The sequence below is a fragment of the Streptomyces sp. B6B3 genome (genome assembly GCF_039871525.1).
Lineage (GTDB): Bacteria > Actinomycetota > Actinomycetes > Streptomycetales > Streptomycetaceae > Streptomyces.
Genome location: NZ_JBDPLU010000006.1, coordinates 117,527 through 140,739, shown reverse-complemented (window position 1 = coordinate 140,739; position 23,213 = coordinate 117,527). Strand labels below are relative to the sequence as shown.

Below are 23,213 nucleotides of genomic sequence, written 5' to 3'. Positions count from 1 at the left end.
AGGATCATGTTCTTCCTCTCCCTACTTGCCGCCGGTGGTGGCGATGCCGCGGAGCAGGTATCGCTGGCCGAACAGGAACACCAGGAACACGGGGACCAGGGAGACGACGCTCATGGCGAACATCGCGCCGAAGTCCGAGGTGGTCTGGGCGTCGATGAAGGACCGCAGGGCGACCGGGACCGTGTAGAGGTCGGGTTTGGTGACGAAGATCAGCTGGGTGAAGAAGTCGTTCCAGGTCCAGATGAAGGTGAAGATGGCCGTGGTGGCCAGGGCGGGGACCATCAGCGGCAGCATGATCTGGGTGTAGATCCGGGCGTGTCCGGCGCCGTCGATGCGGGCGGCCTCGTCCAGTTCCCGGGGGATGCCGCGGATGAACTGCACCATCAGGAAGATGAAGAAGGCGTCCGTGGCCAGGAACTTCGGCACGATGAGCGGCAGGTAGGTGTTGATCCAGTCGATCTGGGCGTACATCACGTACTGCGGGATGATCAGCACGTGGATCGGCAGCATGATCGTGACCAGCATGATCAGGAACGCGAGGCGCCGGGCGCGGAAGCGTAGCCGGGCGAAGGCGTAGGCCGCCATCGAGCAGGAGATCAGGTTGCCGATCACCGACCCGAGCACCACGAAGAACGAGTTCAGCAGGTAGGTGTTGAACGGGTAGCTGAGCGCGTTCCAGCCGGTCGGGTAGTGGTCGAGGTCGAAGGTGTCCACCAGCAGGCCGGGGCTGGTGAAGATGTCGTCGTTGGGCCGCAGGGAGCTGGCCACCATCCACAGGAGCGGGTAGAGCATCAGCGCCGAGACGATGACCAGGCCGGTGTGCTTGAGGACGCTGAGGGTCCGGCGTCGGGCGGGGCTTCTGCGCCGCGCGGTGGGCGGGAGGGCGTCGGTGGCGTCAGTCATTGTAGAAGACCCAATACTTGGAGGCCCAGAAGTTCAGTGCGGTGAAGGCGCCGATGATGATCAGCAGGAGCCAGGCGAGGGCGGAGGCGTAGCCCATGCGGAAGCTGGTGAAGCCCTCCTGGTAGAGGTACAGCGAGAAGAACAGCGTGGAGTCGTTGGGCCCGCCGGTTCCGTTGGAGACGATGAAGGCCTGGGTGAAGGACTGGAAGCTGCCGATCAGGCCGAGCACGAGGTTGAAGAAGATGATCGGGCTCAGCAGCGGCAGCGTGATGGAGAACAGCTGCCGCCTGCGGGAGGCGCCGTCGGTGGCGGCTGCCTCGTACAGCTCGCGGGGGATCTGCCGCAGCCCGGCCAGGAAGATCACCATCGGGGCGCCGAAGGTCCACACGTGCAGGATGATCAGCGTGCTCAGCGCGGTGTCCGGGTCGGAGACCCAGCCCCGGCCCTCGATGCCGAAGAGGTCGAGGAAGGAGTTCACCAGGCCGTCGGCGCCGAACACCAGGCGCCACAGCACGGCGATCGCCACGCTCGCGCCCAGCAGCGAGGGCAGGTAGAGGATGGACCGGTACAGCGGCAGGCCGCGGATGCCGCGGTCCAGGAGCAGGGCCAGGCCCAGGGCGGCCACCAACTGCAGCGGGACGGACACGATCACGTAGGTGAAGGTGACCTGGAGGGACTGCGCGAGCCGGTCGTCGGAGAACATCCGGCGGATGTTCTCCAGCCCGGTGAACTCCGGGTCCTGCAGCAGGTTGTAGTCCGTGAACGCCAGATAGAGCGAGGCGATCATCGGCCCGATCGTGATGCCGAGCAGGCCGATCAGCCACGGAGCCAGGAAGATCGCCGCGGCCTTGCTGTCCCGCGTCTCCTCGCTCGTGCTCGCCCGGGAGCGCGACCGCCGCAGCGACCGGAACTCGCCCAGCGCACTCATCGGGGCCGTCCCGTGCGTCGGTGTATCGGATGCACGTGTGCTCCTCCTCGAGTACCTCTGCCTGAGTGCCCCGCGGTTGAGACCTGTGCCGCGGCAGCAGGCGTCCCACCTGCGGTAAGCGCTTGCAGTGGGACTGGACTCTAGGGTTAAGTTATCGATCACACAAGACCTTTGCGTCGTTTGATCCGGCGCCGGTTACCGGGGCGGGGCGCCGTTATTCCCGGGTTACTCCCCGCTCGTCCCGGTAGACTGCGGCCCCGCACCGGCGGGGCTGACCACAGGGAGGGGTACGCGCATGGTGGAGCAACCGACGGCGCCGACGGCCTCCGGGAAGAAGCCTCCGACGATCTACGAGGTGGCCCGGCTGGCCGGCGTCTCGCACCAGACCGTGTCGCGTTTCCTGCGCAAGGACCCGACCATGCGCCCCGACACCCTCCAGAGGGTGTCGCAGGCGGTGGCGGAGCTCGGGTACCGGCCGAACCTGGCGGCCCGGACCATGCGGACCCGCCGGTCGAACCGGATCGCCGTCATCCTGCCCAACGCGACGGAGCGGGTGCCGACGCACGTGCTCGGCGGCGCCGCGGCCGAGGCGCACGACGCCGGATACCTGCTGGACGTGGTGAGCCTGGGCGGCGACTCGGCCCAGCGGGCGGCCCGGCTCGAATCGCTGCTCCGGCCGGAGAGCGTCGACGGCATCCTGTCGTTCAGCCCGCTGGGCGAGGCGGAGCGCACGGCGCTTTCCGAGTCACGGGTGCCGACCCTGGTCGACGGCGCGTACGACGACGACATGCGCTCGCGCGGCGTCTTCGCCGACGCCGCGGTGGCCGCCGACATCCTGCGGCATCTGGCGGCGCTCGGGCACCGCCGGTTCGCGCACGTCACCGGGCCCCCGGAGTGGGCCAGCGCGCGGAGCCGCCGCGAGGTGTACGAGGCGACCCTCGCCGAACTGGGGCTGGAATCGCGGGCGGTGGTCGAGGGCGACTGGACCGCGAGGGCCGGCTGGGAGGCGGCGGTCGAGGTCATCGCCGGCTCTGGAGCCACGGCCGTGTTCGCCGCGTCCGATCCGGTCGCGTTCGGCGTCATCGGCGGACTGCGGAGCCTGGGCGTCGACGTGCCGCGGGACGTGAGCGTCTTCGGCTGGGACGACGACGAGGTGGGCCGCTACTTCACGCCGCCGCTGACCACCGTCAGGGTGGACCGGGAGAATCAGGGGCGGGTGGCGGTCCGCCGGCTGCTCACCCTGCTGCGCGGGGAGCCGCCGGTGAGCCAGCTGGACGTCCGCGATCTCAACCGCGTCATCCTGCGGGAGTCCACGGGGCCCGCGCCCGGCCACACACCCTAGCTCCCGGCGTGTCCGGAGAAGCCGCCCGGCGGCTGCCGCTCGCCGGCGCCGGCCCGTGCCGCGCCCCGGCGGGTCCGCACGGTGCCCGTCGTGCCATGCCGTGATCGCCGGCTCGATCAACAGCCACCGCTCGTAGGGCCTGTCGCACGCGAGATGCCGGAACCGTGGGTTGGCGTGGCCGCGTCGGGCGTTCGTGCGCGAGGAGTCCCGTTAGGTGGGACTCCTCGCGCACCCCGTACCCCGGCGCCCGGCCGCCCGGCCCCCCCGCCCCCACGACGTGGCGCGGCGGCCCGGGTTGGCGAGGCCCGGCCGGGTGGGATCGGGGCGACCTCACCCGGCCGGCCCCCGTTGTTGAAGACCGCCGCCGCCCAGGGGGCGTCGGAGACGACCTCGCCGCCGATGATGAGCGGCTCGGGCCCGGTCTCGGCGGCCGAGGCCGCCTGGGGAAGGGCGAGGGTGGCGGCGAAGGCGGTGGCGAGGGGAGCGATCAACCGGAAACGCACAGGAACCTCCTAGGGGTGCGCACGCGGGGTTGTGTGGGGGTGAGGTGCGCGCCCCGCGTGTCACCTCTCTGGTCGCCTCCGCACGGCGAAGAGTTGCCGGGGGCGCGGAGGACGCTCCGCCCCCGGGTGCGCCGGCGGCGCGGGCAGGGGGCGGGACCGGCCGCCAGCGGGTCCACGCACGCTCTGTCGCCGAAGAGCGCGACCTGCTACTCCTTCGCCGCGTGGCGGGGCGAAGAGACCGGCCAGGTCACCCATGTCCGGCCGGTACCAGCGGCGGTCAGCGCGGTGCTCAGCTCGTCCGTCCACGTGGGCGCCCACAGCGCGACCCGTCGCAGCGTGAGCGCTCGGCCTCCCGCATCCGCGCTCCAGGCGGCGCGCGCCGCGCCGGGCGCCCAGTGCCGGCCGCGCCGCCAGCCGCCAACGCTCCGGAGCCCCGCCGACATGACGGAGCGCCCGCGCCCGGACCGAGTCGGGCGGGGCATCGTCGTCCACCAGGGTCACGCGCGGGAGGCGCCGTTCGCTGGCCCCGCCCGGATGCGACAGGCGTCCGGGCGGACCAGGCGAGGTGTGGCGCGCGTCAGCGAACGGCTCAGAAGGTCACGTCGCTGCAGAAGAAGTAGATCTGGTCGGCGTGCGAGGCCTTCCAGATCGTGTAGACGACGTGGTGCCCGGAGCGGCCGGGCGCACTGACGTTGACGGTGTAGTGGTTGGCGGGCGCGTACCTGCCCGTGTTGGCCACCCGCTCCAGGTCGCCCCAGTCGAGGGCGTCCGTCTGGGCGTTGTAGCCCTGTTTGGTGACGTAGACCTGGAGGTAGTCGGCGCCGTGGTACGCCTGGTCCAGGATGTCGACCGTGAAGTTGTTGCCGATATCGGAGGTCTTCCACGCGCCCGGGTTGTCCATGGAGTTGTACCGGCCGTCACCGGTGTGGCCCGCGCTGCAGAGCTGGTTGTCGGGGATGAAGGCCGGGAAGTTGCCTCCGGTGCCCTCGCGGTACAGGCCGTTCCAGTTCCACATGGCGTTGGTGTCGTGCTGCCATGCCTGCCAGCACATGGGGTCCTGCTGCTGCATGGTCGGGTTCTGGAAGTCGCTTCCCCAGCGCTGCCAGCAGCCGTAGTTGCGGGACAGGGGGTCCGCGGTCGAGCCGTGGGCGGAGGCGCTCGGGGTGGACCACGGCGTCACCAGCAGGACGGCGGCGGCCAGCGCCGCCAGGAGGGCGCGGAGGGACCAGCCGCGCATGTCCGTGTGTCTGTGTCGAAGCGTTAACACTGCGACTCCTCGTCCGGGAGGGGGGTGGGATGAGTACCGGTTGGGAGCGCTCCCAATGTTCGGCGTCTTACCCGGCCAGGGGCCGATTGAAACGTTCAATGCGCGCCTGCGGACCCGCCCTCCGAGCGCCTCGAAGCGCCCGGAATCCGCCTCGACACGGGGCGGTTGGGCGTCCTCCGGCGGCGGCCCCGAGCGGCGGTCCGAGGCCGCCGCCCGGTTCCTGCCGCCGCCCGCCCCGCGGCTCAGCCGAGGGTGATCTCGACGAACCGCGGGCGGTAGATCGACGCGTCGGCGTACAGGTCGCTGCCGACCAGGCTGTTGACGTTGTAGGACACCAGCAACTCGTCGTCGTCGCCGAGCCCGCGGTGTTCGTGCGGGTTGTAGGTGAAGACGTTGGGGTTCCCGTACGAGCCGGTCGCGCCGGTCTCCGGCGTGCGGTACGCGGTGGTCTCGTGGACGAACGGGCCGGTGGGCGAGCAGGAGAACATCAGGTCGATCTCGGCCGAGAAGGGCTCGTCCAACTCCTGGGTGACCAGCACGTAGACGTCGCCGTGCCGGGCCACGCTGAACTCGTTGGACACGAGGACGCTCGACCCGGCGTCGGCGTCGATCCGGGCCGAGTCCGACTCCCGCGTCGACCAGCCGCCGTCCGCCGTCCGGTACTCCCACGGCTGTTGAAGATCGGCGCCGGCCACCCGGGCGACGTGCATGAACTTCTCCGCGCCGAGGTCCTCCGAACCGTAGACGTAGGTGTGGCCGCCGTCCCTGAGCAGCCACGCGCCCCAGGAGATGCCGGTCGCCGAGGGGATCTCCGTGACGCTGGTCGGCTCGCCGAGCCCGTCGAGCGGGAAGCGCGCCAGCACGTTGCGGTCCCAGGCGAAGTCGAGCGATCCGGAGCCGGTCCGCCGGAACTCGCTGTAGATCACGTTGAGTTCGCCGTCCAGCACCATCCCGTCCCGGGCCCAGTACCAGTGGTCCGCCGCCGGCGGCGGGAGCAGCGACTCCGGGTCCTGCTCGGTCCCGCCGGTGATGGTGCTCAGGTCGCCGTCGGGCCGGGTGCGTACGAAGGTGTTGTTGAGGAACGGCGTCGTCCCCCCGTCCCCGACGGTCGGGGATCGGCTGCCGTCCGGATTCACCTGGCCGAGGAACGTGTCCGAGAAGATCCACAGCCGGTCCCCGCCGGGCAGCTCCGCCGAGTAGGTGCTGTCCGCGCCGGTCCAGTGCCCCGCACCGGTCGTCGGCTCGGTCGCGTACCGGGCGAAGTCCTCGGTCAGGGCGGTGTCGGGGGCGGCGCTCTCGACGCTCGGCGCAGGCACGCCGGCGCACACCTCGGCCGCCCGGGGCGGCGCGGGCGTCGCGGCGCTGCCGGGCACGGCGGCCGCGGCGGCCACCAGCGCCGCCGTCGCGGGCAACGCGATCCGACGCAGCACGACCCTCCGCGTCAACCTGGAACCGCCCATCGCGTCGCTACCTCCAGCCGTCGGGGACGCTCCCAGCCGGGAGGCGTGGAGCCGTGTTAACGATAACCACGGCTGTTGCCGCTGAGAACCCCTCCGTCATCGCCCGGTCCGCCCGGTCGTCGCCGAGGGCGGTGCGCGGGGGCGACGGGCCCACCGTTCCGGCGTGCTGATGGCCCGTCGCCTCGTTCGCGGACCCGACTCCCGGTTCCCGGGCTCAGCCGGGCAGAGAGCTCAGCCGGGAATCGTCCAGGGGATCGCGGCGGGGTCCTCCGGATAGGGGATCTGGTTGAAGTCGCGGGTGGGCTGCCGGCCGCGGAGATGCCAGTCGGCGAAGTCCATGATCGCGTTGTAGTCGTTGATGTCGAGCTGGTGGCCGCCGGGGCGGTAGGCGATGCCGATCCGGTCCTCGGCGCCGAGGTACGTGTAGACCATCCGGGCCGCCCGGTGGGTGGCGGCGATGCCCTGCGGGTTGGTCCTGATGTCCGAGCCCTCGGTGCCGTTGGTGGTCAGCAGCGGCCGGGGCGCGACGAGCGCCGCGACCGAGTGCTGGTCGATGGGCAGCCGGGTGGGCTGCCCCGCGAATCCGACCATCTCCGGCGTGACCCAGTAGGGGGCGCCGAGGACGATGTCGTCGATGTCCTCCCGGTCGTTGGAGTAGAAGAAGCGGTAGTTGCCCATGCCCGCCGTGCCCGAGGAGCCGGGGACGGTCAGGGCGATCCGCTCGTCGAACGCGCCGGCCACCAGGGCCGCCTTGCCGTACCGGGAGTAGCCCGACACGCCGACCTTCGTGGCGTCGATCTCCGGCACCGCGGCCTCGATCGCGTCCAGGGTGCGGTGCACGCCCCAGGCCCAGGCCATCAGCCCGCCGGTGTCCACCCCCGCCGTGCCGTTGGCCTGCCAGAACGCGCCCGTCTTGGGGCCGCCGTCGGCGGCGATGGCGTTCGGATTGATGGTGACCTCGGCGTATCCGCGGCTGGTGGCGCTGGCGGCCAGCCCGTTCAGCAGGATGAGGGCCGGGAACGGTCCGGAGCCGCTGGGCAGGCGGACGGTCGCGGTGAACGAGGCCGAGCCGACGAGGCCGCGGGCGTTCACGGTCAGCGTGCTGCCGTTCCGGCTTCCGGTGGCGGAACCGGCCGGCAGGTGCCCGTACTCGTAGTTCTGGATCAACTCGCTGAGCTGCGCCCGGCGGCAGGCCCACTCGTCCGGGCTGGCGAGCCGGGTGCCCTCGTAGGTGGTGAACGGGTCAGGCAGTTCGGGGATCGACGGGAGGGATCCGGGGGAGGGAAGGTTCCCGGGCAGCGGCGAGCACGCGGCGGCGCCGGCCCTGGTGGTGCCGGTGGCGGTGGCGGCGAGGGCGGTGCCGCCGGCCGCGGTTCCCGCGAGGGCGGCGAGTGCGGCCCTGCGACTGATGCGGAATGAGGCCGTCAAGGGAATTCTCCTCGTGGCGAGTAGGAGACGGTTCGTCCGCTCGCGGTGCGACGGTCCCCCGAACGGACGGGGTGGAATTGCGTCCGGCGCCGAGCGCCGGATGAGCCGAGCTCTCGTGGCCGTGGTCGCGGGCTCGTCAGCGGCTCGGCGAGGGCGGACCACGCGTCGTTTCTCCGGGATCTGGGCGGCTGGTCCCGGCACGTCGCGGCGCCCGTGGTCCCGCAGCTCACCAAAAAGTCGCGGGGCGGATCGAACGCGCAAGCAAGCTAGGGACGGGCGAAAAGGCGTGTCAAGCGGAATGACGAGAAACGCCTCTCCGCGGCCCTTTGCGGGGGGTGGTGGCGGAATATTCCGGAGCGCCTTGCGCATGTTTGCGGAATTGGTTTCCCGATGGACATTCCTGCCGTCGGGCCGCGATCGGCGCGGGGTGTCGGGCCCCGGACGCCGCGGCGATCCGCGCCGGCGCGGGCACCCGACACCGTCGGGAGCGCTTGCCGCGGCGCGGCGATGCCCGCATGATCGACGGTGGGTACCGGAGACGCGTGAGGCGCCCGGGCCCGAGGGGACCGGAGCTCCGCGACCGACGGGTGCGGGGCGGACCGCTACCCGGTAGCCATCTCGACGGAGAAGACACCGATGTCCCACCCCTCATCCCTCGACGTCCGCGACACCACCCCCTACGAGGACTACGTTCAGGCGGACGTGCTCACCCATCTCCAACACCCGCTCTCGGACGACCCGGGGGAGATGGTCTTCCTGGTCACCACGCAGGTCATGGAGCTGTGGTTCACCGTCATCGTCCACGAGTGGCGGACCGCGGGCCGGGCGCTGCGCCGCGACGACCTGCCGGCGGCGATGGCGGCGCTCGGGCGGAGCGCGCGCGAGCTCCAGTCGCTGAACGCGTCGTGGCAGCCGCTCGCCGCCCTCACCCCCGTCCAGTTCAACGCCTACCGCGGCGCCCTCGGCGAGGGCTCCGGATTCCAGTCCGCCATGTACCGGCGAATGGAGTTCCTGCTCGGCGAGAAGTCGGCGTCGATGCTCGTCCCGCACCGGGGCACGCCGCGGGTGCACGCCGAGTTGGAGAGGGCGCTCCGGGAGCCCAGCCTGTACGACGAGGCGTTGGCCTTCCTCGCGGGCCGCGGCCACGCCGTGCCGGCCGCGGTGCTGCGGCGCGACCCGGCCCGGCGCTACGAGGCGCACCCCGGGGTGGAGCGGGTCTGGCGGGAGATCTACACCGTCCCCGAACAGGACGGCGACGAGATCAGGCTCGGCGAGGCGCTGACCGAGATCGCCGAACTGGTCTGGCGCTGGCGCAACGACCATCTGGTCGCCACCCGCCGCGCGATGGGTGCCAAGCCCGGCACGGGCGGCTCCGCGGGGGTGGCCTGGCTGGAGAAGCGCGCGGCGAAGATCGTCTTCCCCGAGCTCTGGACGGCCCGTGGCCATGTCTGAGCGGACGGGAACGAAGGCGACCACTCCGACCACGCCGGCGGCGCCGGCCGACCCGGCCGACCCGGCCGACCCGGCCGACCTGGCCGGGCGCGCGGAGCGTCTGGACGCGGCCGACGAACTCGCGGCGGTGCGCGACCGCTTCGTCCTCGACGACGTCGTGTACCTCGACGGGAACTCGCTGGGTGCGCTGCCGGCCGGCGTGGCACCGCGGCTGCGGGACGTCGTCGCCCGCGAGTGGGGGGAACTGCGGATCCGCTCCTGGGAGGAGAGCGGCTGGTGGACCGCCCCCGAGCGGGTCGGCGACCGGATAGCGCCGCTGCTCGGCGCGGCGCCGGGCCAGGTAGTGGTCGGCGACTCGACCAGCGTCAACGTCTTCAAGGCCGTGGTCGCGGCGGTTCGGATGGCGGTGGGACCGCGCGACGAGGTGCTGGTCGACGCCGCGTCCTTCCCGACCGACGGCTACGTCGCGGAGTCCGCGGCCCGGATGACCGGCTGCCGGATCCGGCCCGTGCCGGCCGCCGAGATGGCCGCCGCGGCCGGGAAGCGCACCGCCGCGGCGCTGGTCAACCACGTCGACTACCGCACCGGGCGGCTCCACGACCTGCCCGGGATCACCGCCGCCGTCCACGCGGCCGGCGGCCTGGTCGTCTGGGACCTGTGCCACAGCGCCGGGGCGCTCCCGGTCGGCCTGGACGAGCACGGCGTCGACCTGGCGGTGGGCTGCACCTACAAGTACCTCAACGGGGGGCCGGGCGCGCCGGCGTACCTCTACGTGCGCCGCGCGCTGCAGCCGCACTTCGACTCGCCGCTGCCGGGATGGAACTCGCACCGGCATCCCTTCGCGATGGAGGCCGGCTACCGGGCGGCCGAGGGCAGCGCCCGCGGCCGGGTGGGCACGCCCGAGATCCTCTCCCTCCTGGCCCTGGACTCGGCCCTCGACGTCTGGGGCGGGGTGGACATCGAGGCGGTGCGCGCCAAGAGCCTGGCGCTGACCGACTTCTTCCTGGAATGCGTGGCGGCGCTGGTCCCCGCCGGGGCGGTCGAGCCGGTCACCCCGCTCGCCCACGCGGACCGCGGCAGCCAGATCGCCCTGCGCCGCGCGGACGCCGACCGGGTGATGCGCGCGCTGATCGACCGGGGCGTCGTCGGGGACTACCGGCCGCCCGACCTCCTCCGGTTCGGCTTCACCCCGCTGTACACGCGCTTCGCGGACGCGCTGCGGGCCGCGCGGACGCTCGGATCCGTCCTGGAGGGGAGCGGCTGAGACATGTCGGGCGAGCAGGAGTCGGCGTTCGCGCAGCCACCCGTGCCCCCGGACGCGACCGCGTCCTACGGCGACCACCCGGATCAGCTGGTCGACCTCTACCGCCCGGGCGCCGGCCGGGCCGGGCGGCGGCCCGCCCGGCCCGCGCCGCTCGTCGTGCTGCTGCACGGCGGGGCCTGGCGGGCGGCCCACGACCGGCGGCACCTCTCGCCGCTCGCCGGCCTGCTGGCCCGGCGACACGGCTGCGCCGTGGCGTCGGTCGAGTACCGGAGGGGTGGCGGCGGCGCGCTCGCCGGCCGGTGGCCCGACACCCTGGACGACGTGGCGGCGGCCACCGACGCCGCCCCCGCCCTGGCCGCCGAGGCGTTCGGCGAGGGCGTCGTCGATCCGGGCCTGACCGTGCTCTCCGGCCACTCGGCCGGCGGCCATCTGGTGCTGTGGGCCGCCGCCCGCCACGTCCTGCCGTCCGACTCTCCCTGGCACCGCCCGACGCCTCCCCCGTGGTGCGGCGTCGTCGCCCTCGCGCCCATCGCGGACCTCCGGGCCGCGCGGGATCTGGGCGTGTGCCACGACGCCGTCGTCCAGTTCCTCGGCGGTGCCGAGCACGTCGAGGCGCGGCTGCCCCACACGGACCCCGCGGCGCTCGTCCCCACCGGCGTCGCCACCACCATCGTGCAGGGCGCCACCGACAGCGACGTCCCGCCGCACGTCGCGCGGTGCTATGCCGGCGCGGCGGCCAGGGCCGGCGAGCGGCCCCGCCTCGTCCTCCTCCCCGATGTCGGCCACTTCGCCCTCATCGACCCGTCAACCGCCGCGGCGGCCGTCGTCACGGAGGAGATCACCCGCCTCACCTAGGTCGTTTCGTCCGGACCACCGTGCGGACCCGACGAGGAGCGGCGGTCGCTCCAGCTCATTCCGGGCCCTGGTCTTCCAACGCGAGGCCGCGCAGGGCGGCGGCGAACTCCGCTGCCCGGTCCATGGTCAGCGGCTGGGGCTCCTCCACGTCCTCGCTCTTGGTGACGAAGGCGAACGCGAACGTGTCGTAGTCGGCCCACGCGCAGATCGGCGCCTGGGCGGGCTCGCCGGGCTCCGGCTCATGCGGCTGGTACGTCTGGCACTTCATGACGGCGTTGTCCAGGCCGGAAGGGCTGACCTCGGTGCGCTCACCGGTCAGCATGGCGTACCGCTCCTCGGTGAAGCGGCCCGCACCGTTCTGAAAGAAGGTGTCGACGGCCGCCTCCGGGTCCTCGACCGTGCCGTAGATGCCGGCGTAGTGGGCGTAGCCGGGGTTGTCGCCCGGTGCGAGCGGTGCGAGGGCGGCGTAGATGCCGAACGTGCGCCCCTCCGCCGTCACGCCGAGCTGGCGGGCCTCCTCGTCGGTGATCTCGCCCTCCTCGCCGATCTGGTCGGTGAGGTCCGGGCTGAGGTTGAGGCCCTGCACCGCCTCCGGGACGGTGAGGGTGTAGTCCCTGCCGTCGTCGCTGGGCCCGTCGCCGCCGCCGCTGAGGAGGAACAAGGCCCCGCCGGCCAGCAGCGCGACGGCGACGACGACGGCGAGTACGACGAGCCCTCCGCGCCCGCGCCCCCTCGGCCGCGGTGCCGGCGGCTGGCCGGGGTACCCGCCGTACGGTGGCTGTGGCTGTGGTTGCGGCTGGTACTGGCCCTGCGGTGGCCCGTAGGGTCCGGGCGCCTGCGGCGGGTAGCCCTGCGGCTGCTGCCCGTAAGGTGGTTGGCCCATGGGCGGTCCGGGCTGCTGATAACTCATGGTGTGACGTCCCCCGTTACCTAAGCACCGCTCGGCGGTGCGTCCTTGACACCACCGACATCGTGCTGAAGCCGCGTTCCGGCGTCAAACTCCGCGCGGGCCGCCAGGGTCGGGCCGACCGGGGGGAGCCTCACCCTTCCCGATCCGGCGCGCCGTCCTCGTCGGTCGGCGGCGGCTCCCCCTCGGCCGACGGTTCGGGACCCCGGGCGATCTGGTCCAGGGGGACCGGGGCGGCCAGCGGGCGGGAGGCGTTGGCGAGCAGATCGGTGTGGTCGGGGCGCCGGCCGGCGAGGTGGGCGGTGAGCGCCGCCGTCGCGAAGCCGCACACCCGGCCCTGGCACCAGCCCATGCCGGCCCGGGTGAGCAGCTTGACGGTGCGGGCGTCGTCCGCGCCGAGGTCGTCGTGCGCGGCGCGGACGGCGGCGCAGGTGACCTCCTCGCAGCGACACAGCAGCGTGTCGTCGGTCAGCCACCGGGCCCAGCCGGCCGGCACGGGATGGGACAGGTGCATGGCGCGGGCGAAGGCGCGGTGGGCCCGGACCGTGGCGCGCAGCCGCCGGACCGGGCCGGCGGGCGCGGGAGCCCGGCCCACGGCGAGTCCGGCGAGCGTGCCCTCCGCGACGCCGAGCGCCGCGCCGCCCACCCCCGTCGCCTCGCCCGCGACGTGGACGCCGGGGACGTCCGTGCGCTGGTCGTCGTCCACCACCGCCACCAGGGAGCCGTCGACGTCCACCCGGGTGGCGACGCCGAGCTGCAGCGGCAGTTCGAGCGCGGGCGTGAAGCCCCAGCCCAGCGCGACGAGGTCCACCGGGATCTCGTCGCCGCCGGACGGCCGGGGGACTCCCGACCGGTCGAGCGTGGCGCGGCGGACCGCGCGCACCCGGTCGGTGCCGACGATCTCGGACACCACCGTGCGGGTGCGGTACGGGATGTGGTGCCGGGCGAGCGCGGCGGCGTAGCCGGCGCCCTCGGCGACCTTGGCCGGGACCCGGGCCACGGCCGGCAGGTGCCGGGCCCATCCCAGCGGCGCGTTGGCCTCCCACACGCCCACGACGTGAACGCCGGCGTCCGCGAGGCCGGCGGCGACCGGTAGCAGGAAGGGGCCGGTGCCCGCGACGACGGCCCGGCGGCCGGCCACGGTGCCCTGCCCCTTGAGCAGCGCCTGCGCCCCGCCGGCCGCCAGCACCCCCGGCAGGGTCCAGCCGGGCACCGGCAGCTGGCGGTCCGCGCCGCCGGGGCACAGCACGAGCGCGCCGGCCCGGGCCGGCCCGGGCAGCGGCGCGACCCCCGGATGGCTGGGGGTGGCCTCGACGAGGAAGCCGTCGCCGTCCCGGGTGACGAACCAGACCTGTTGCCCGGGCCGGTAGGTCACCCGCCCCCGGGCGCGGTGGGCCCGCAGCGCGCGGCGCAGCGCGGTGAACGTGCGCCAGCCGTGGTGTCCCGCGCCGTCGTCGTCCGGTCGGTGCCGCCAGTACTGGCCGCCGGGGCGGTCGCCGGCGTCCAGGAGCAGCACCGAGGAGCCGCGGGCGGCGGCCGTCACCGCGGCCGCGAGCCCGGCCGGTCCCGCGCCGACGACCACGACGTCGTGGTGGTCCTGACGGCCGCTCACGGGCCGTCCTCTCGCGTGCCCGGCTCGGTGGTGGACAGCCGCATGCCGTCGCGCACCGGCACCAGGCAGGCCCGCTGGCCGGGTTCGCCGTCGATGGTCAGGAGGCAGTCGAAGCACGTTCCGATGCCGCAGAACAGCCCGCGCGGGCGGCCCTGCCCGCGCGTGGTGCGCCAGGCAGTGACGCCGTTCTCGACGAGCGCGCCGCCGACGGTCTGGCCCGGGCGGGCCGGCAGCTCGCGGTCACAGAAGACGATCCGCAACTCCGCGCTCATGCCGCCGGCTCCCATCGGTCGGGCGCGAACGGCGCGAGGTCGAGGGCGGGCCGCGCCCCGGTCAGGGCCTGCGCCAGCAGATGGCCGGTGCCGGCGGAGAGGCCGATGCCGGCGCCCTCGTGCCCGCAGGCGTGCCACAGCCCCGGCGCGCGCGGATCGGGGCCGATCACCGGCAGGTGGTCCGGGCAGTACGGGCGGAACCCGTGGTACGAGCGGATCACCCGGACGCCGGCCAGCGACGGGAACAGCCCGAGCGCCCCCCGCGCCAGCCGGGTCAGCGCCTCGCGCGAGGTGCTCCGGTCGAAGCCGACCCGCTCGCGGGTGGAGCCGATGAGGATGGTGCCGGCGGGCGTGCCCTCGACGACGGGAGAGGACTGGAGCGCGGCGTCGGAACTGCCGACGTCGCCCACGTACTCCGCCGCGTAGACCTTGTGCCGGACGGTCGGCGGCAGCGGCTCCGTGACGAGGACGAAGCCGCGGCGCGGGCTCACCGGCAGCCGCACGCCGCCGAGCCCGGCCACCTCGCCGGCCCAGGTGCCGGCGGCGTTGACCACGGCCGGGGCGTCGACGCGGCGACGCGGCGTGCGCACGCCGATCACCCGGCCGCCGGCCCGGAGCACGCCGGTGACGGCCTCGTGGGTGAGCACCCGCGCGCCGAGCCCGCGGGCCAGCCGCAGCAGGTGGGCGACCAGCAGCATGGGCTGGACCTGCGCGTCCTCGGGGTAGAACGCCCCGCCGGCCAGCCCGTCGCGCAGCCGCGGCTCGCGGGCGCGCAGGTCCGCGGGGCCGGCGTCCTCGACCCGCACCCCGGCCGCCCGTTGCCGCGCGACGAGCGCGCGCAGCGCCGCGAGCGAGCGCTCCGAGGCGGCGACGACGAGCCCGCCCTTGTCCTCGAACTCCCAGCGCGGCCCGTGCTCCGCGAGGTGGTGCCGCCAGACGTGCTGGGAGTGCCGGGCCAGGTCGAGCTCGGGCCCGGTGTCCTTGTCGGAGACCAGCACGTTGCCCTCGCCGGCGCTGGACGTCCCGCCGGCGAGCGCGCCGCGTTCCAGCACGACGACCCGCAGACCGGCCAGGGCGGCGAAGTACGCGGTGGCCGCGCCCACGGCGCCGGCGCCCACGATCACCACGTCGCAGGTCAGGTCCGCCCGGCGCCCGGTCATCCGTCCCGCTCCCGGTCTGGGGCGCGCGCCGGCTCGGCCGGCCGGCCGGACGCGCCGGCCCACTTCCCGCGCACATGCCCGATGTGGCGCTCCATCAGCCGCTGCGCGCCCGTGGCGTCGCCCGCCTCGATGAGGTCGAGCAACTCGTGGTGCTCCCGCGCGGACTCCTCCAGCCGGCCGGACTTCAGCAGCGGTGTGAGCCCCAGCAGGCGGGTGCGGGACCGCAGCTCGGAGACGATCGAGGAGAGCTGCGCGTTGCCGGCGTAGTCGAGCAGGGCCAGATGGAAGACCCGGTCGGCGTTGATGTACGCGACCAGGTCGTCGTCCCGCACCGCCGCCACGATCGCCTCGGCGAGCTCCCGCAGGCCGGGGAGGTCCGCCGCGGGCACGAGGGGAACGATGTCGCGCAGCGTCGGCGGCTCCAGGAGCAGCCGCACGTGGGTGACCTGGTCCAGCTCCTCCTCCGGCACCACCCGGACCTGGTACCCCTTGTTCGGCAGCGCCTCGACCATGCCCTCGCGCACCAGGTCGAGCATCGCCTCACGCACCGGTGTGGCCGAGATACCGAACATCGAGCCGAGCGTCGGCGCGGAGTACACCGCGCCGGGCTTCATCTCCCCCGAGATGACGGCGGCGCGCAGCGCGTCGGCCACCATCTCCCGGAGCCGCTCGCGTTTCGTCAGCGGCCGCAGTCCAGCGATCGGCGCTGTTCCTATTTCCATGGTGCCCTCCGCAGGCAGGTGCCGGTGCTTCCCCCCGATACCGGTCGTTCCTACACCAGGAAGCCGGCGGGGAAGGGATCGGTGGGATCGAGCAGGTGCTGCCCGATCGCGGTGAGCCAGGCCCGGCCGGTGATGGCGGGCAGCACGGCCGGCGTGCCGCCGACGCTGGTCTCCGCGACGAGCCGGCCGGTGAACCGGGTCCCGATGAACGACTCGTTGACGAAGTCGACGTCGAGCGGCAGCTCCCCGCGGGCGTGCAGCTGCGCCATCCGGGCGCTGGTGCCGGTGCCGCACGGCGACCGGTCGAACCAGCCGGGGTGGATGACCATGGCGTGCCGGGAGTGCCGGGCCGTGGAGTCGGGCGCCGCCAGGTAGACGTGGTGGCAGCCGGCGATGTCCGGGCGTTCCGGGTGGACGGGCCGGTCGGTGGCGTTGATCGCGTCGATGATCGCCAGGCCGGCCTCGATGAGCCGGGGACCGGCCGACCGTTCGAACGGGAGCCCCAGCTCGGCGAGCCGCACCATGGCGTAGAAGTTGCCGCCGAACGCCAGGTCGTACATGACCTTGCCCAGGCCCGGCACCTCGACGACGCGGTCCAGGCCGACGGCGAACGACGGCACGTTGCGGATCGTCACCGACCGGGCGGCGCCGTCCTCGACGGCCACCTCGGCGGTCACCAGACCGGCCGGGGTGTCGAGCCGGACCGTGGTCACCGGCTCGCGCACCGGCACCAGGCCGGTCTCCACCAGCACCGTGGCCACGCCGATGGTGCCGTGGCCGCACATCGGCAGCACCCCGCTGACCTCGATGAACAGCACCCCGGCATCGGCGTCCTGGCGGGTCGGCGGCTGCAGGATGGCGCCGCTCATCGCGGCGTGCCCGCGCGGCTCGTACATCAGCAGCCGGCGCAGCTCGTCGCTGTGCTCCAGGAACCACAGCCGCCGCTCGGCCATGGTGGCGCCCGGCAGCACGCCGACGCCGCCGGTCACCACGCGGGTGGGCATGCCCTCGGTGTGCGAGTCGACGACCTGCAGCACCCGGGTGCTTCTCACCGCAGCCCCCGGGCGAGCGCCGCCTCGGTGTCGCGGACCACGCGTTCCGCGGACTCCGGCGGCAGCGGCCCGCGCGGCGGCCGGCAGCCGCCGCCGCGGCGCCCCGCGACGTCCATCGACAGCTTGATGGCCTGCACGAACTCCGTCCGGGAGTCCCAGCGCAGCAGCGGGTGCAGCGCGCGGTACAGCGGCAGCGCCGCGGCCAGGTCGGCGGGGTCGCCCGAGGTGACCAGCCGGTACAGCTCGACGGTGCTGGCCGGCAGCGCGTTGGGGTAGCCGGCCACCCAGCCGACGGCGCCGGCGATACCCAGCTCCAGCAGCACGTCGTCGGCGCCCACGATCAGGTCCAGGCCGGGCGCCAGCTCGCGTATCTGGTACGCGCGGCGCACGTCGCCGGAGAACTCCTTGACGCCGACGATCAGCTCCTCCTCGAAGAGCCGGGCGAGCATCGAGGGCACCAGGTCGACCCGGGTGTCCGTCGGGTTGTTGTACGCGACCACGGGCAGGCCGACGGCCGCGACCTCGCGGTAGTGCTCGACGACGGCGTCGGCGTCGGCGCGGTAGGCGTTGGGCGGCAGCAGCAGCACCGAGGTGGCGCCCGCGCCGGCCGCCTGCTCCGCCCACCGGGCGGCCTCCAGCGCTCCGTAGGCGGCCACCCCCGGCATCACGCCGAAGCCGTCCGGCGCGGCGGCGACCGCCGTCTCCACGACGGCGGCGCGCTCGGCGTCGGTGAGCGTCTGGTACTCGCCCAGCGACCCGTTGGGGCACACGCCGTCACAGCCGTGCTTGGCCAGGAACTGGACGTGCTCTGCGTACGCGTCGTGGTCGACGGCGCGGTCCGCGGTGAACGGCAGGGCGGTGGCGACGTGGACGCCGTGCCACGGCCTCGGCCGGGCGGTGCTGGGCATGGGACTCCTGTCATGTCGTGAGGGGCGTGGCGGGTAGGGCGAGTAGAGCGAGCGGGGTGGGTGCGCGAGGTGCAATGTCACATATGTCAGATACTAGTGGGGCGTTCGCCGCCCTCGTCGCGGACCATGGCGAGCAGCCGGGACAGCACCCTGCCGCTGCCGAGCCCGTCGTGCTCGTGCTCGTTGGTGACCCACACCTGGGCGTTGCCGAGCAGGTCGGCCGTGGCGAGCTGGAGCCCGGCGTCCACGTACACGTCGTCGTGGTAGACGGCGGCGGCGAGCGGAACGTCGTTGGCGGCCAGCCGGTCCACGTCGTACAGCCGGCTCCACTCCTCCCGGGCCGCCAGGGCCTCGGCGGCCGCGCGGAAGGGGCGCAGGGCGCGGATCTCCTCGGTCATCCACGGGTACGCCATCTCGCCGGTGAAGAACAGCGGTCGGGCGTCCGCGGCGAACTCCGGATGGCGGTCCAGCTCCCGCTGCGCCGCCCATCCGGTCGGCCCGTTCGGCCCGTCGCCGTAGATGGACTCCTGCAGCACCCAGAACAGCGGGCTCTCCACCGCGGAGCTGCGGACCAGCACCCGCTGCAGGAACACGTCGGACAGCCGGTCGGGCCCGGCGAACGCCTCGTCCAGCAGCCAGTGCAGCCGCGCGGCCCCCGGCTTCATGCCCAGGTCGAGGCCGAGCGACTGGAACCGGCGCACCGTCAGCCGGTCGCCGTCCGGCAGCCGCACGTCCCGCTCGGCGAGCAGGTCGGCGACCGCCGCCGCCCGCGCCGTGTCCTCGGGGTAACGCCGCTGCCAGGCACGGTTCCTGCGGGCCATCCGCGGATAGGTGCGCCGGTACACCTCGGCCGCGTCGGGCGGCAGCCCCGGCAGGCCGCCGGTCACATAGCAGGCGGTGAGCGCCTCGGGCGCGCGGGACAGGTAGGTCAGGGTGAGGAACCCGCCGTAGCTCTGCCCCAACGTGGCCCACCGCCGGCCCCCGTACACCGTCCGGCGCAGGTGTTCGGCGTCGGCCACGATGGAGTCGGCGCGGAAGTGGCTCAGGTACTCGGCGCCGTTCGCCCCGCTGCCGAGCGCGGTCATCACCCCGCCGTCGACGGGGCTGCTGCGGCCGGTGCCGCGCTGGTCGAGCAGGACGACCCGGTAGTGCCGCAGCGCCTCGCCCAGCCAGCCCGAGGTGTCCAGGGGCCGCGGGCCGCGCCCGCCGGGACCGCCCTGGAGGAACAGCAGCAGCGGAAGGTCCTCCGTCCGCCGGGTGGGCGCCGTCACCTCGCGCGCGAACACCTCGACGCGGCGTTCGTCCGGCGCGTCCCACACCAGCGGCACCGTGACCCGGTGGTCCCGGATCCACAGCCCGGGCAGCACGTACTCGGTGGACGTCATGCCGTCCCTCCTTCCTCGGCGGTCTCCCGTTCGCGGGCCCGCGCCCGGCGGGCCGCCTCCCATTCGGGTCTGATCCGGGGCACCGCGGCCAGCAGGGTGCGGGTGTACTCGTGCCGCGGCGCCGCGAAGAGCGACGCGCAGTCGCCGGCCTCGACCACCCGGCCCTCGTGCATCACCGCCACCCGGTGCGCCATCTGCCGGACCACCGCCAGGTCGTGCGCGATGAAGAGGTAGCTGTACCCCTCCTCGCGCTGGAGCCGCCGCAGCAGCGCGATCACCTGGGCCTGGACGGAGACGTCGAGGGCCGAGACCGCCTCGTCGCACACCACGACCCGCGGGCCGACGGCGAGCGCCCTGGCGATGCCGATGCGCTGCGCCTGGCCGCCGGAGAACTGCGCCGGATAGCGCCCGCTGTGGTTCGGGTCCAGGCCGACGCGCTCCATCAGCGTGCGGGTGAAGGAACGGGCGCCGCCCGGCACCTGCCGACCCTGGTACCGCAGCGGGGCGGTGACGATGCGTTCGACGGTGTGCCGCGGGTTGAGCGAGGAGAACGGGTCCTGGAAGACCACCTGCACCTCGGAGCGGAAGCGGTGCAGCGCCGCCCCCGACAGCCGCGTCACGTCCTCGCCCTGGAACTCGACGCGTCCCGCGGTCGCGTCGAGCAGCCGGGCCACCAGCCGGGCGGTGGTCGACTTGCCCGACCCCGACTCGCCCACCAGCGCCAGCGTCTCGCCGGCGCGCAGCTCCACGTCGACGCCGTCGACCGCGCGCAGCACCCGCCTGCGCCCCAGGGCGCCGCCCTGGCCGCGCACCGTGAACTCCCTGACCAGGCCGCGCGCGGTCAGCAGCACCGCCGGGTCCCGTGCGGTGGTGGTCATCGTTCGCCTCCCGGGGCTTCCGCGGTCTTCTCGACGCCCGCCGACGGGCCGGGCCCGGGCGCCGCCGCGTCGGCCCGCCCGGCTCCCGCGGCCTCGTCGAACGGGTCGTCCAGCCGGGGCACCGCGTCGAGCAGCGCCCGGGTGTACGGGTGCCGCGGATCGCAGAACAGCCGCTCCACGGGCGCGTGTTCCACGCACCGCCCGGCCCGCATCACCACGACCTCGTCCACCATCTCGCTCACCACCGCCATGTCGTGGGTGATGAGCACGAGCCCCGCCCCGGTGTCCTGCCGCACCTCGGCGAGCAGCCGCAGGATCTGCGCCTGCACGGTGACGTCGAGCGCGGTGGTCGGCTCGTCGGCGATGAGGAGGTCCGGCTCGGTACACAGCGCCATCGCGATCATGACGCGCTGGCGCATGCCTCCGGAGAACTGGTGCGGGTAGTGGTCCACCCGCCGCGCCGCGTCGGCGATGTGCACCCGTTCCATGGCCTCGATCGCGACCCGCCGCGCCTGGCGCCTGGTCACCCGCTGCCGGTGCGCCCGGTACGCCTCCGCGATCTGGCTCCCGACGGTGTAGTACGGGTTGAGCGAGGAGAGCGGATCCTGGAACACCATGGCGATCCGGTCGCCGCGTATCCGCCGCAGCTGACGGTCGGACAGGCCGGATATCTCGCGGCCGGCCAGCCGCACCCGGCCGGTGCGTCGGGCGCGCGGCGGCAGCAGGCCCATGACGGCCAGGCTGGCCATCGACTTGCCGGATCCCGACTCCCCGACGATGCCGAGCGATCCGCCGGGCTCCAGCGCGAAGCTGAGGTCGTGCACCACGTCCACCGGGCCGTCGGGCGTCGGGAACGCGACGGTGAGGTCCTCGACCTCCAGCAGCGGAGGGGCAGCGTCCTTCGCGATGTCCTGCCCGATGTCCTGCCCGATGTCCTGGGCACTGTCCTTCGCGGTCATGCGGAGCTCACCCTCACCCTCGGGTCCAGTGCCGTGTACACGAGGTCGACGACCAGGTTGCCGACCACCACGAAGAGCGCCGCGAGCAGCGTGACGCCCATGATGACCGGCTGGTCGTTGCGGTTGATCGCGTCCGCCGTCATCTTGCCGACGCCGTTCAGGCCGAACACCGTCTCGGTGATCAGCGCGCCGCCGAGCAGACCCGCGAAGTCCATCCCGAAGATCGTCACGACCGGCGTCAGGGCGGGCCGCAGCGCGTGGCGGCGGATCACCTGACGGCGGGGCAACCCCTTGGCACGCGCGGTGCGCACGTAGTCCTCGGAGAGCGTGTCGATCACGTTGGCGCGGGTGAGCCGCGCGTAGACGGACGCGTAGGCGAAGGCCAGCACGATCCACGGCATCAGGTAGTTCTGGAACCACCGCGTCGGATCCTCCGCGAACGTCACGGTGGCCGGGAACGGCAGCCACTCGAGCTCCACCACCAGGACGTACTGGAGCACCAGCGCGAAGACGTAGTTCGGGATCGAGATGCCGGAGAGGGCCACCACCATGGCGCCCCGGTCCCACCAGGTGCCCTCCCTGAGGGCGCCGAGCAGGCCCCCGGCGACGCCGGCCAGCAGCCACAGCACGGCCGCGCCGACGGCGACCGTGGCCGAGACCGGCAGCCGGTCGGTGATCATGTCCCACACCGGCTGGCTCGACTGGAACGAGTAGCCCAGGCACGGGGCGGAGCAGTGCGTCGCGCTCTCGCCGACGCCGTAGGTCCGGCCGGCGAAGAGCCCGCCGAGGAACGTGAGGAACTGCGTGAGCAGCGGCTCGTCGAGCCCGAGGTTGGCGTGGATCTGGTCGATCAGCTCGGGCGTGCAGTTCTTCCCGCAGATCTGCACCGCGGGATCCGGGGACAGCACGAAGAACACGCCGAACGTGAACAGGCACACCAGCGTCAGGATCAGCACGACGCCGCCCAGCCGAGTGAGCAGGAACCTGGCCATCAGCGCACCCCGTCCGGGTCGAGCACCGCGCGGAGCCGGTCGCCGAGCACGGTGAAGGAGAGCACCAGGAGGAACAGGAACGCGCCGGGGATAGCGAAGTACGTGGGCACCACCGAGTACCAGGTGACCGAGGAGGCGATCATCTGACCCCAGGACGGCGTCGGCGGCACCACCCCGACCCCGAGGAACGACAGCCCGGCCTCCGTGCCGATGTACCCCGGGACCGCCAGCGTCGTCATCACGATGATGGTGGACCGCAGGTTGGGCAGGATCTCCCGGAACACGATCGTCCTCCGGTCGGCCCCCGACGCGCGCGCCGCCTCGACGAACTCGCGGCGCGCGATCGACATCGTCTGCCCGCGCACGATGCGCGCCAGGTAGGGCCAGCCGAAGGCGGAGATGACGACCACGAGCAGCGTGGCGCGGTTGCCCGCCGGCAGCGCGGAGAGTATCGCGATCATGAAGATGAGCGCCGGAAACGCCATCAGGAAGTCCATGACGCGCGAGATCACCCAGTCCACCCTGCCTCCGAAGAACCCGGCGAGCAGGCCGAACACGACGCCGAGCAGCGTCGTCAGCGCGGTCGCGGAGAGCGCGATCAGCATCGACGCCCGCGCCCCGTAGACGATGCGGGCGAAGATGTCCCGGCCGCTGCCCGGTTCGACGCCCAACCAGTGCTCCGAGCCCGCGCCGCCCCAGCCGCCCAACGGCACCCCGCCGAGGTTCGGGTCGATGGCCGACTGGTCGAACTCGTAGGGACCCCATCCGCTGATCCGCACGATGAGCGGGGCGAACACGGCCATGATCACGACCAGCAGGATGTAGGCCGCGCTGAGCACGGCTCCCGGATCGCGGCCGAGCGCCCGCAGCGTCCGCCGGGGCGGCGGCGGGGGCGCGCCGCCGCCCGGGGGTGGCGGCGCGCCGTCCTCCTTGGCCACGGGGCGCGAGGAGAGAGTCGCCATCG

The 23,213-nt window shown here is 73.7% G+C and carries 21 protein-coding genes; 4 read left to right on the top strand and 17 right to left on the bottom strand.

Annotation, left to right across the window (positions count from 1 at the left end):
* Positions 1-21 precede the first annotated feature (21 nt).
* Complete coding sequence (locus ABGB06_RS15290) at positions 22-903, bottom strand: carbohydrate ABC transporter permease (RefSeq protein ID WP_347589443.1); 882 nt, start codon at positions 901-903, stop codon at positions 22-24.
* Complete coding sequence (locus tag ABGB06_RS15285) at positions 896-1,831, bottom strand: sugar ABC transporter permease (RefSeq protein ID WP_347589441.1); 936 nt, start codon at positions 1,829-1,831, stop codon at positions 896-898. The genes ABGB06_RS15290 and ABGB06_RS15285 overlap by 8 nt, the downstream gene beginning before the upstream one ends.
* A gap of 295 nt (positions 1,832-2,126) precedes the next feature.
* Between ABGB06_RS15285 and ABGB06_RS15280 the strand changes: the two genes are divergently transcribed.
* Positions 2,127-3,173: a LacI family DNA-binding transcriptional regulator gene (locus tag ABGB06_RS15280; protein ID WP_347589439.1), complete on the top strand. Its 1,047-nt coding sequence runs from the start codon at positions 2,127-2,129 to the stop codon at positions 3,171-3,173.
* A gap of 1,092 nt (positions 3,174-4,265) precedes the next feature.
* Here ABGB06_RS15280 and ABGB06_RS15275 read toward each other — a convergent pair.
* The 3 genes from ABGB06_RS15275 to ABGB06_RS15265 all read right to left on the bottom strand — a co-directional run bounded on the left by ABGB06_RS15275 (position 4,266) and on the right by ABGB06_RS15265 (position 7,831).
* Positions 4,266-4,913, bottom strand: a complete 648-nt coding sequence (locus tag ABGB06_RS15275) for a lytic polysaccharide monooxygenase auxiliary activity family 9 protein (RefSeq protein WP_347589437.1) — start codon at positions 4,911-4,913, stop codon at positions 4,266-4,268.
* Between the two features lie 272 nt (positions 4,914-5,185).
* Positions 5,186-6,373, bottom strand: coding sequence for a DUF5005 domain-containing protein (locus ABGB06_RS15270; RefSeq protein WP_347589435.1), 1,188 nt, complete (start codon positions 6,371-6,373; stop codon positions 5,186-5,188).
* Positions 6,374-6,634: 261 nt separating this feature from the next.
* Positions 6,635-7,831 (bottom strand): hypothetical protein, encoded by a 1,197-nt coding sequence (locus tag ABGB06_RS15265; RefSeq protein ID WP_347589434.1) that lies wholly within the window; start codon positions 7,829-7,831, stop codon positions 6,635-6,637.
* 636 nt (positions 7,832-8,467) lie between these two features.
* Here ABGB06_RS15265 and ABGB06_RS15260 point away from each other — a divergent pair.
* From ABGB06_RS15260 to ABGB06_RS15250, 3 genes are read left to right on the top strand one after another with little or no spacing between them, the layout of a single operon-like run.
* Positions 8,468-9,283 (top strand): tryptophan 2,3-dioxygenase family protein, encoded by an 816-nt coding sequence (locus ABGB06_RS15260; protein WP_347589432.1) that lies wholly within the window; start codon positions 8,468-8,470, stop codon positions 9,281-9,283.
* Positions 9,276-10,547 (top strand): kynureninase, encoded by a 1,272-nt coding sequence (kynU, locus tag ABGB06_RS15255; RefSeq protein WP_347589430.1) that lies wholly within the window; start codon positions 9,276-9,278, stop codon positions 10,545-10,547. The genes ABGB06_RS15260 and kynU overlap by 8 nt, the downstream gene beginning before the upstream one ends.
* 3 nt (positions 10,548-10,550) lie before the next feature.
* A complete protein-coding gene (locus ABGB06_RS15250) occupies positions 10,551-11,402 on the top strand; it encodes an alpha/beta hydrolase fold domain-containing protein (RefSeq protein ID WP_347589428.1) in 852 nt (283 codons plus the stop codon).
* 55 nt (positions 11,403-11,457) lie between these two features.
* Here the strand turns inward: ABGB06_RS15250 and ABGB06_RS15245 are convergent, their stop codons facing one another.
* From ABGB06_RS15245 to ABGB06_RS15190, 12 genes are all read right to left on the bottom strand, one after another.
* Positions 11,458-12,285 (bottom strand): hypothetical protein, encoded by an 828-nt coding sequence (locus ABGB06_RS15245; protein WP_347589426.1) that lies wholly within the window; start codon positions 12,283-12,285, stop codon positions 11,458-11,460.
* 157 nt (positions 12,286-12,442) lie between these two features.
* The gene (locus ABGB06_RS15240) at positions 12,443-13,921 is read right to left on the bottom strand and encodes an FAD-dependent oxidoreductase (RefSeq protein WP_347589424.1); all 1,479 of its coding nucleotides are present in this window, start codon (positions 13,919-13,921) and stop codon (positions 12,443-12,445) included.
* Positions 13,918-14,193: a (2Fe-2S)-binding protein gene (locus tag ABGB06_RS15235; RefSeq protein ID WP_347589422.1), complete on the bottom strand. Its 276-nt coding sequence runs from the start codon at positions 14,191-14,193 to the stop codon at positions 13,918-13,920. The genes ABGB06_RS15240 and ABGB06_RS15235 overlap by 4 nt, the downstream gene beginning before the upstream one ends.
* Positions 14,190-15,353 carry an FAD-binding oxidoreductase gene (locus tag ABGB06_RS15230; RefSeq protein WP_347589420.1) on the bottom strand — a complete coding sequence of 388 codons (1,164 nt, stop codon included), beginning with the start codon at positions 15,351-15,353 and terminating at the stop codon, positions 14,190-14,192. The genes ABGB06_RS15235 and ABGB06_RS15230 overlap by 4 nt, the downstream gene beginning before the upstream one ends.
* Positions 15,350-16,075 (bottom strand): GntR family transcriptional regulator, encoded by a 726-nt coding sequence (locus ABGB06_RS15225; protein WP_347589418.1) that lies wholly within the window; start codon positions 16,073-16,075, stop codon positions 15,350-15,352. The genes ABGB06_RS15230 and ABGB06_RS15225 overlap by 4 nt, the downstream gene beginning before the upstream one ends.
* Before the next feature lie 50 nt (positions 16,076-16,125).
* Positions 16,126-17,079, bottom strand: coding sequence for a proline racemase family protein (locus ABGB06_RS15220; protein ID WP_347589832.1), 954 nt, complete (start codon positions 17,077-17,079; stop codon positions 16,126-16,128).
* 44 nt (positions 17,080-17,123) lie between these two features.
* Positions 17,124-18,035 carry a dihydrodipicolinate synthase family protein gene (locus ABGB06_RS15215; protein ID WP_347589416.1) on the bottom strand — a complete coding sequence of 304 codons (912 nt, stop codon included), beginning with the start codon at positions 18,033-18,035 and terminating at the stop codon, positions 17,124-17,126.
* An 86-nt stretch (positions 18,036-18,121) separates the two neighbouring features.
* A complete protein-coding gene (locus tag ABGB06_RS15210) occupies positions 18,122-19,420 on the bottom strand; it encodes an alpha/beta fold hydrolase (RefSeq protein WP_347589414.1) in 1,299 nt (432 codons plus the stop codon).
* A complete protein-coding gene (locus ABGB06_RS15205) occupies positions 19,417-20,298 on the bottom strand; it encodes an ATP-binding cassette domain-containing protein (protein ID WP_347589411.1) in 882 nt (293 codons plus the stop codon). The genes ABGB06_RS15210 and ABGB06_RS15205 overlap by 4 nt, the downstream gene beginning before the upstream one ends.
* Positions 20,295-21,257 (bottom strand): ABC transporter ATP-binding protein, encoded by a 963-nt coding sequence (locus tag ABGB06_RS15200; RefSeq protein ID WP_347589409.1) that lies wholly within the window; start codon positions 21,255-21,257, stop codon positions 20,295-20,297. Before ABGB06_RS15200 ends, ABGB06_RS15205 begins: the two co-directional genes overlap by 4 nt.
* Positions 21,254-22,249: an ABC transporter permease gene (locus ABGB06_RS15195; protein WP_347589407.1), complete on the bottom strand. Its 996-nt coding sequence runs from the start codon at positions 22,247-22,249 to the stop codon at positions 21,254-21,256. The genes ABGB06_RS15200 and ABGB06_RS15195 overlap by 4 nt, the downstream gene beginning before the upstream one ends.
* Positions 22,249-23,211: an ABC transporter permease gene (locus tag ABGB06_RS15190; protein ID WP_347589405.1), complete on the bottom strand. Its 963-nt coding sequence runs from the start codon at positions 23,209-23,211 to the stop codon at positions 22,249-22,251. Before ABGB06_RS15190 ends, ABGB06_RS15195 begins: the two co-directional genes overlap by 1 nt.
* Between the last annotated feature and the right edge of the window lie 2 nt (positions 23,212-23,213).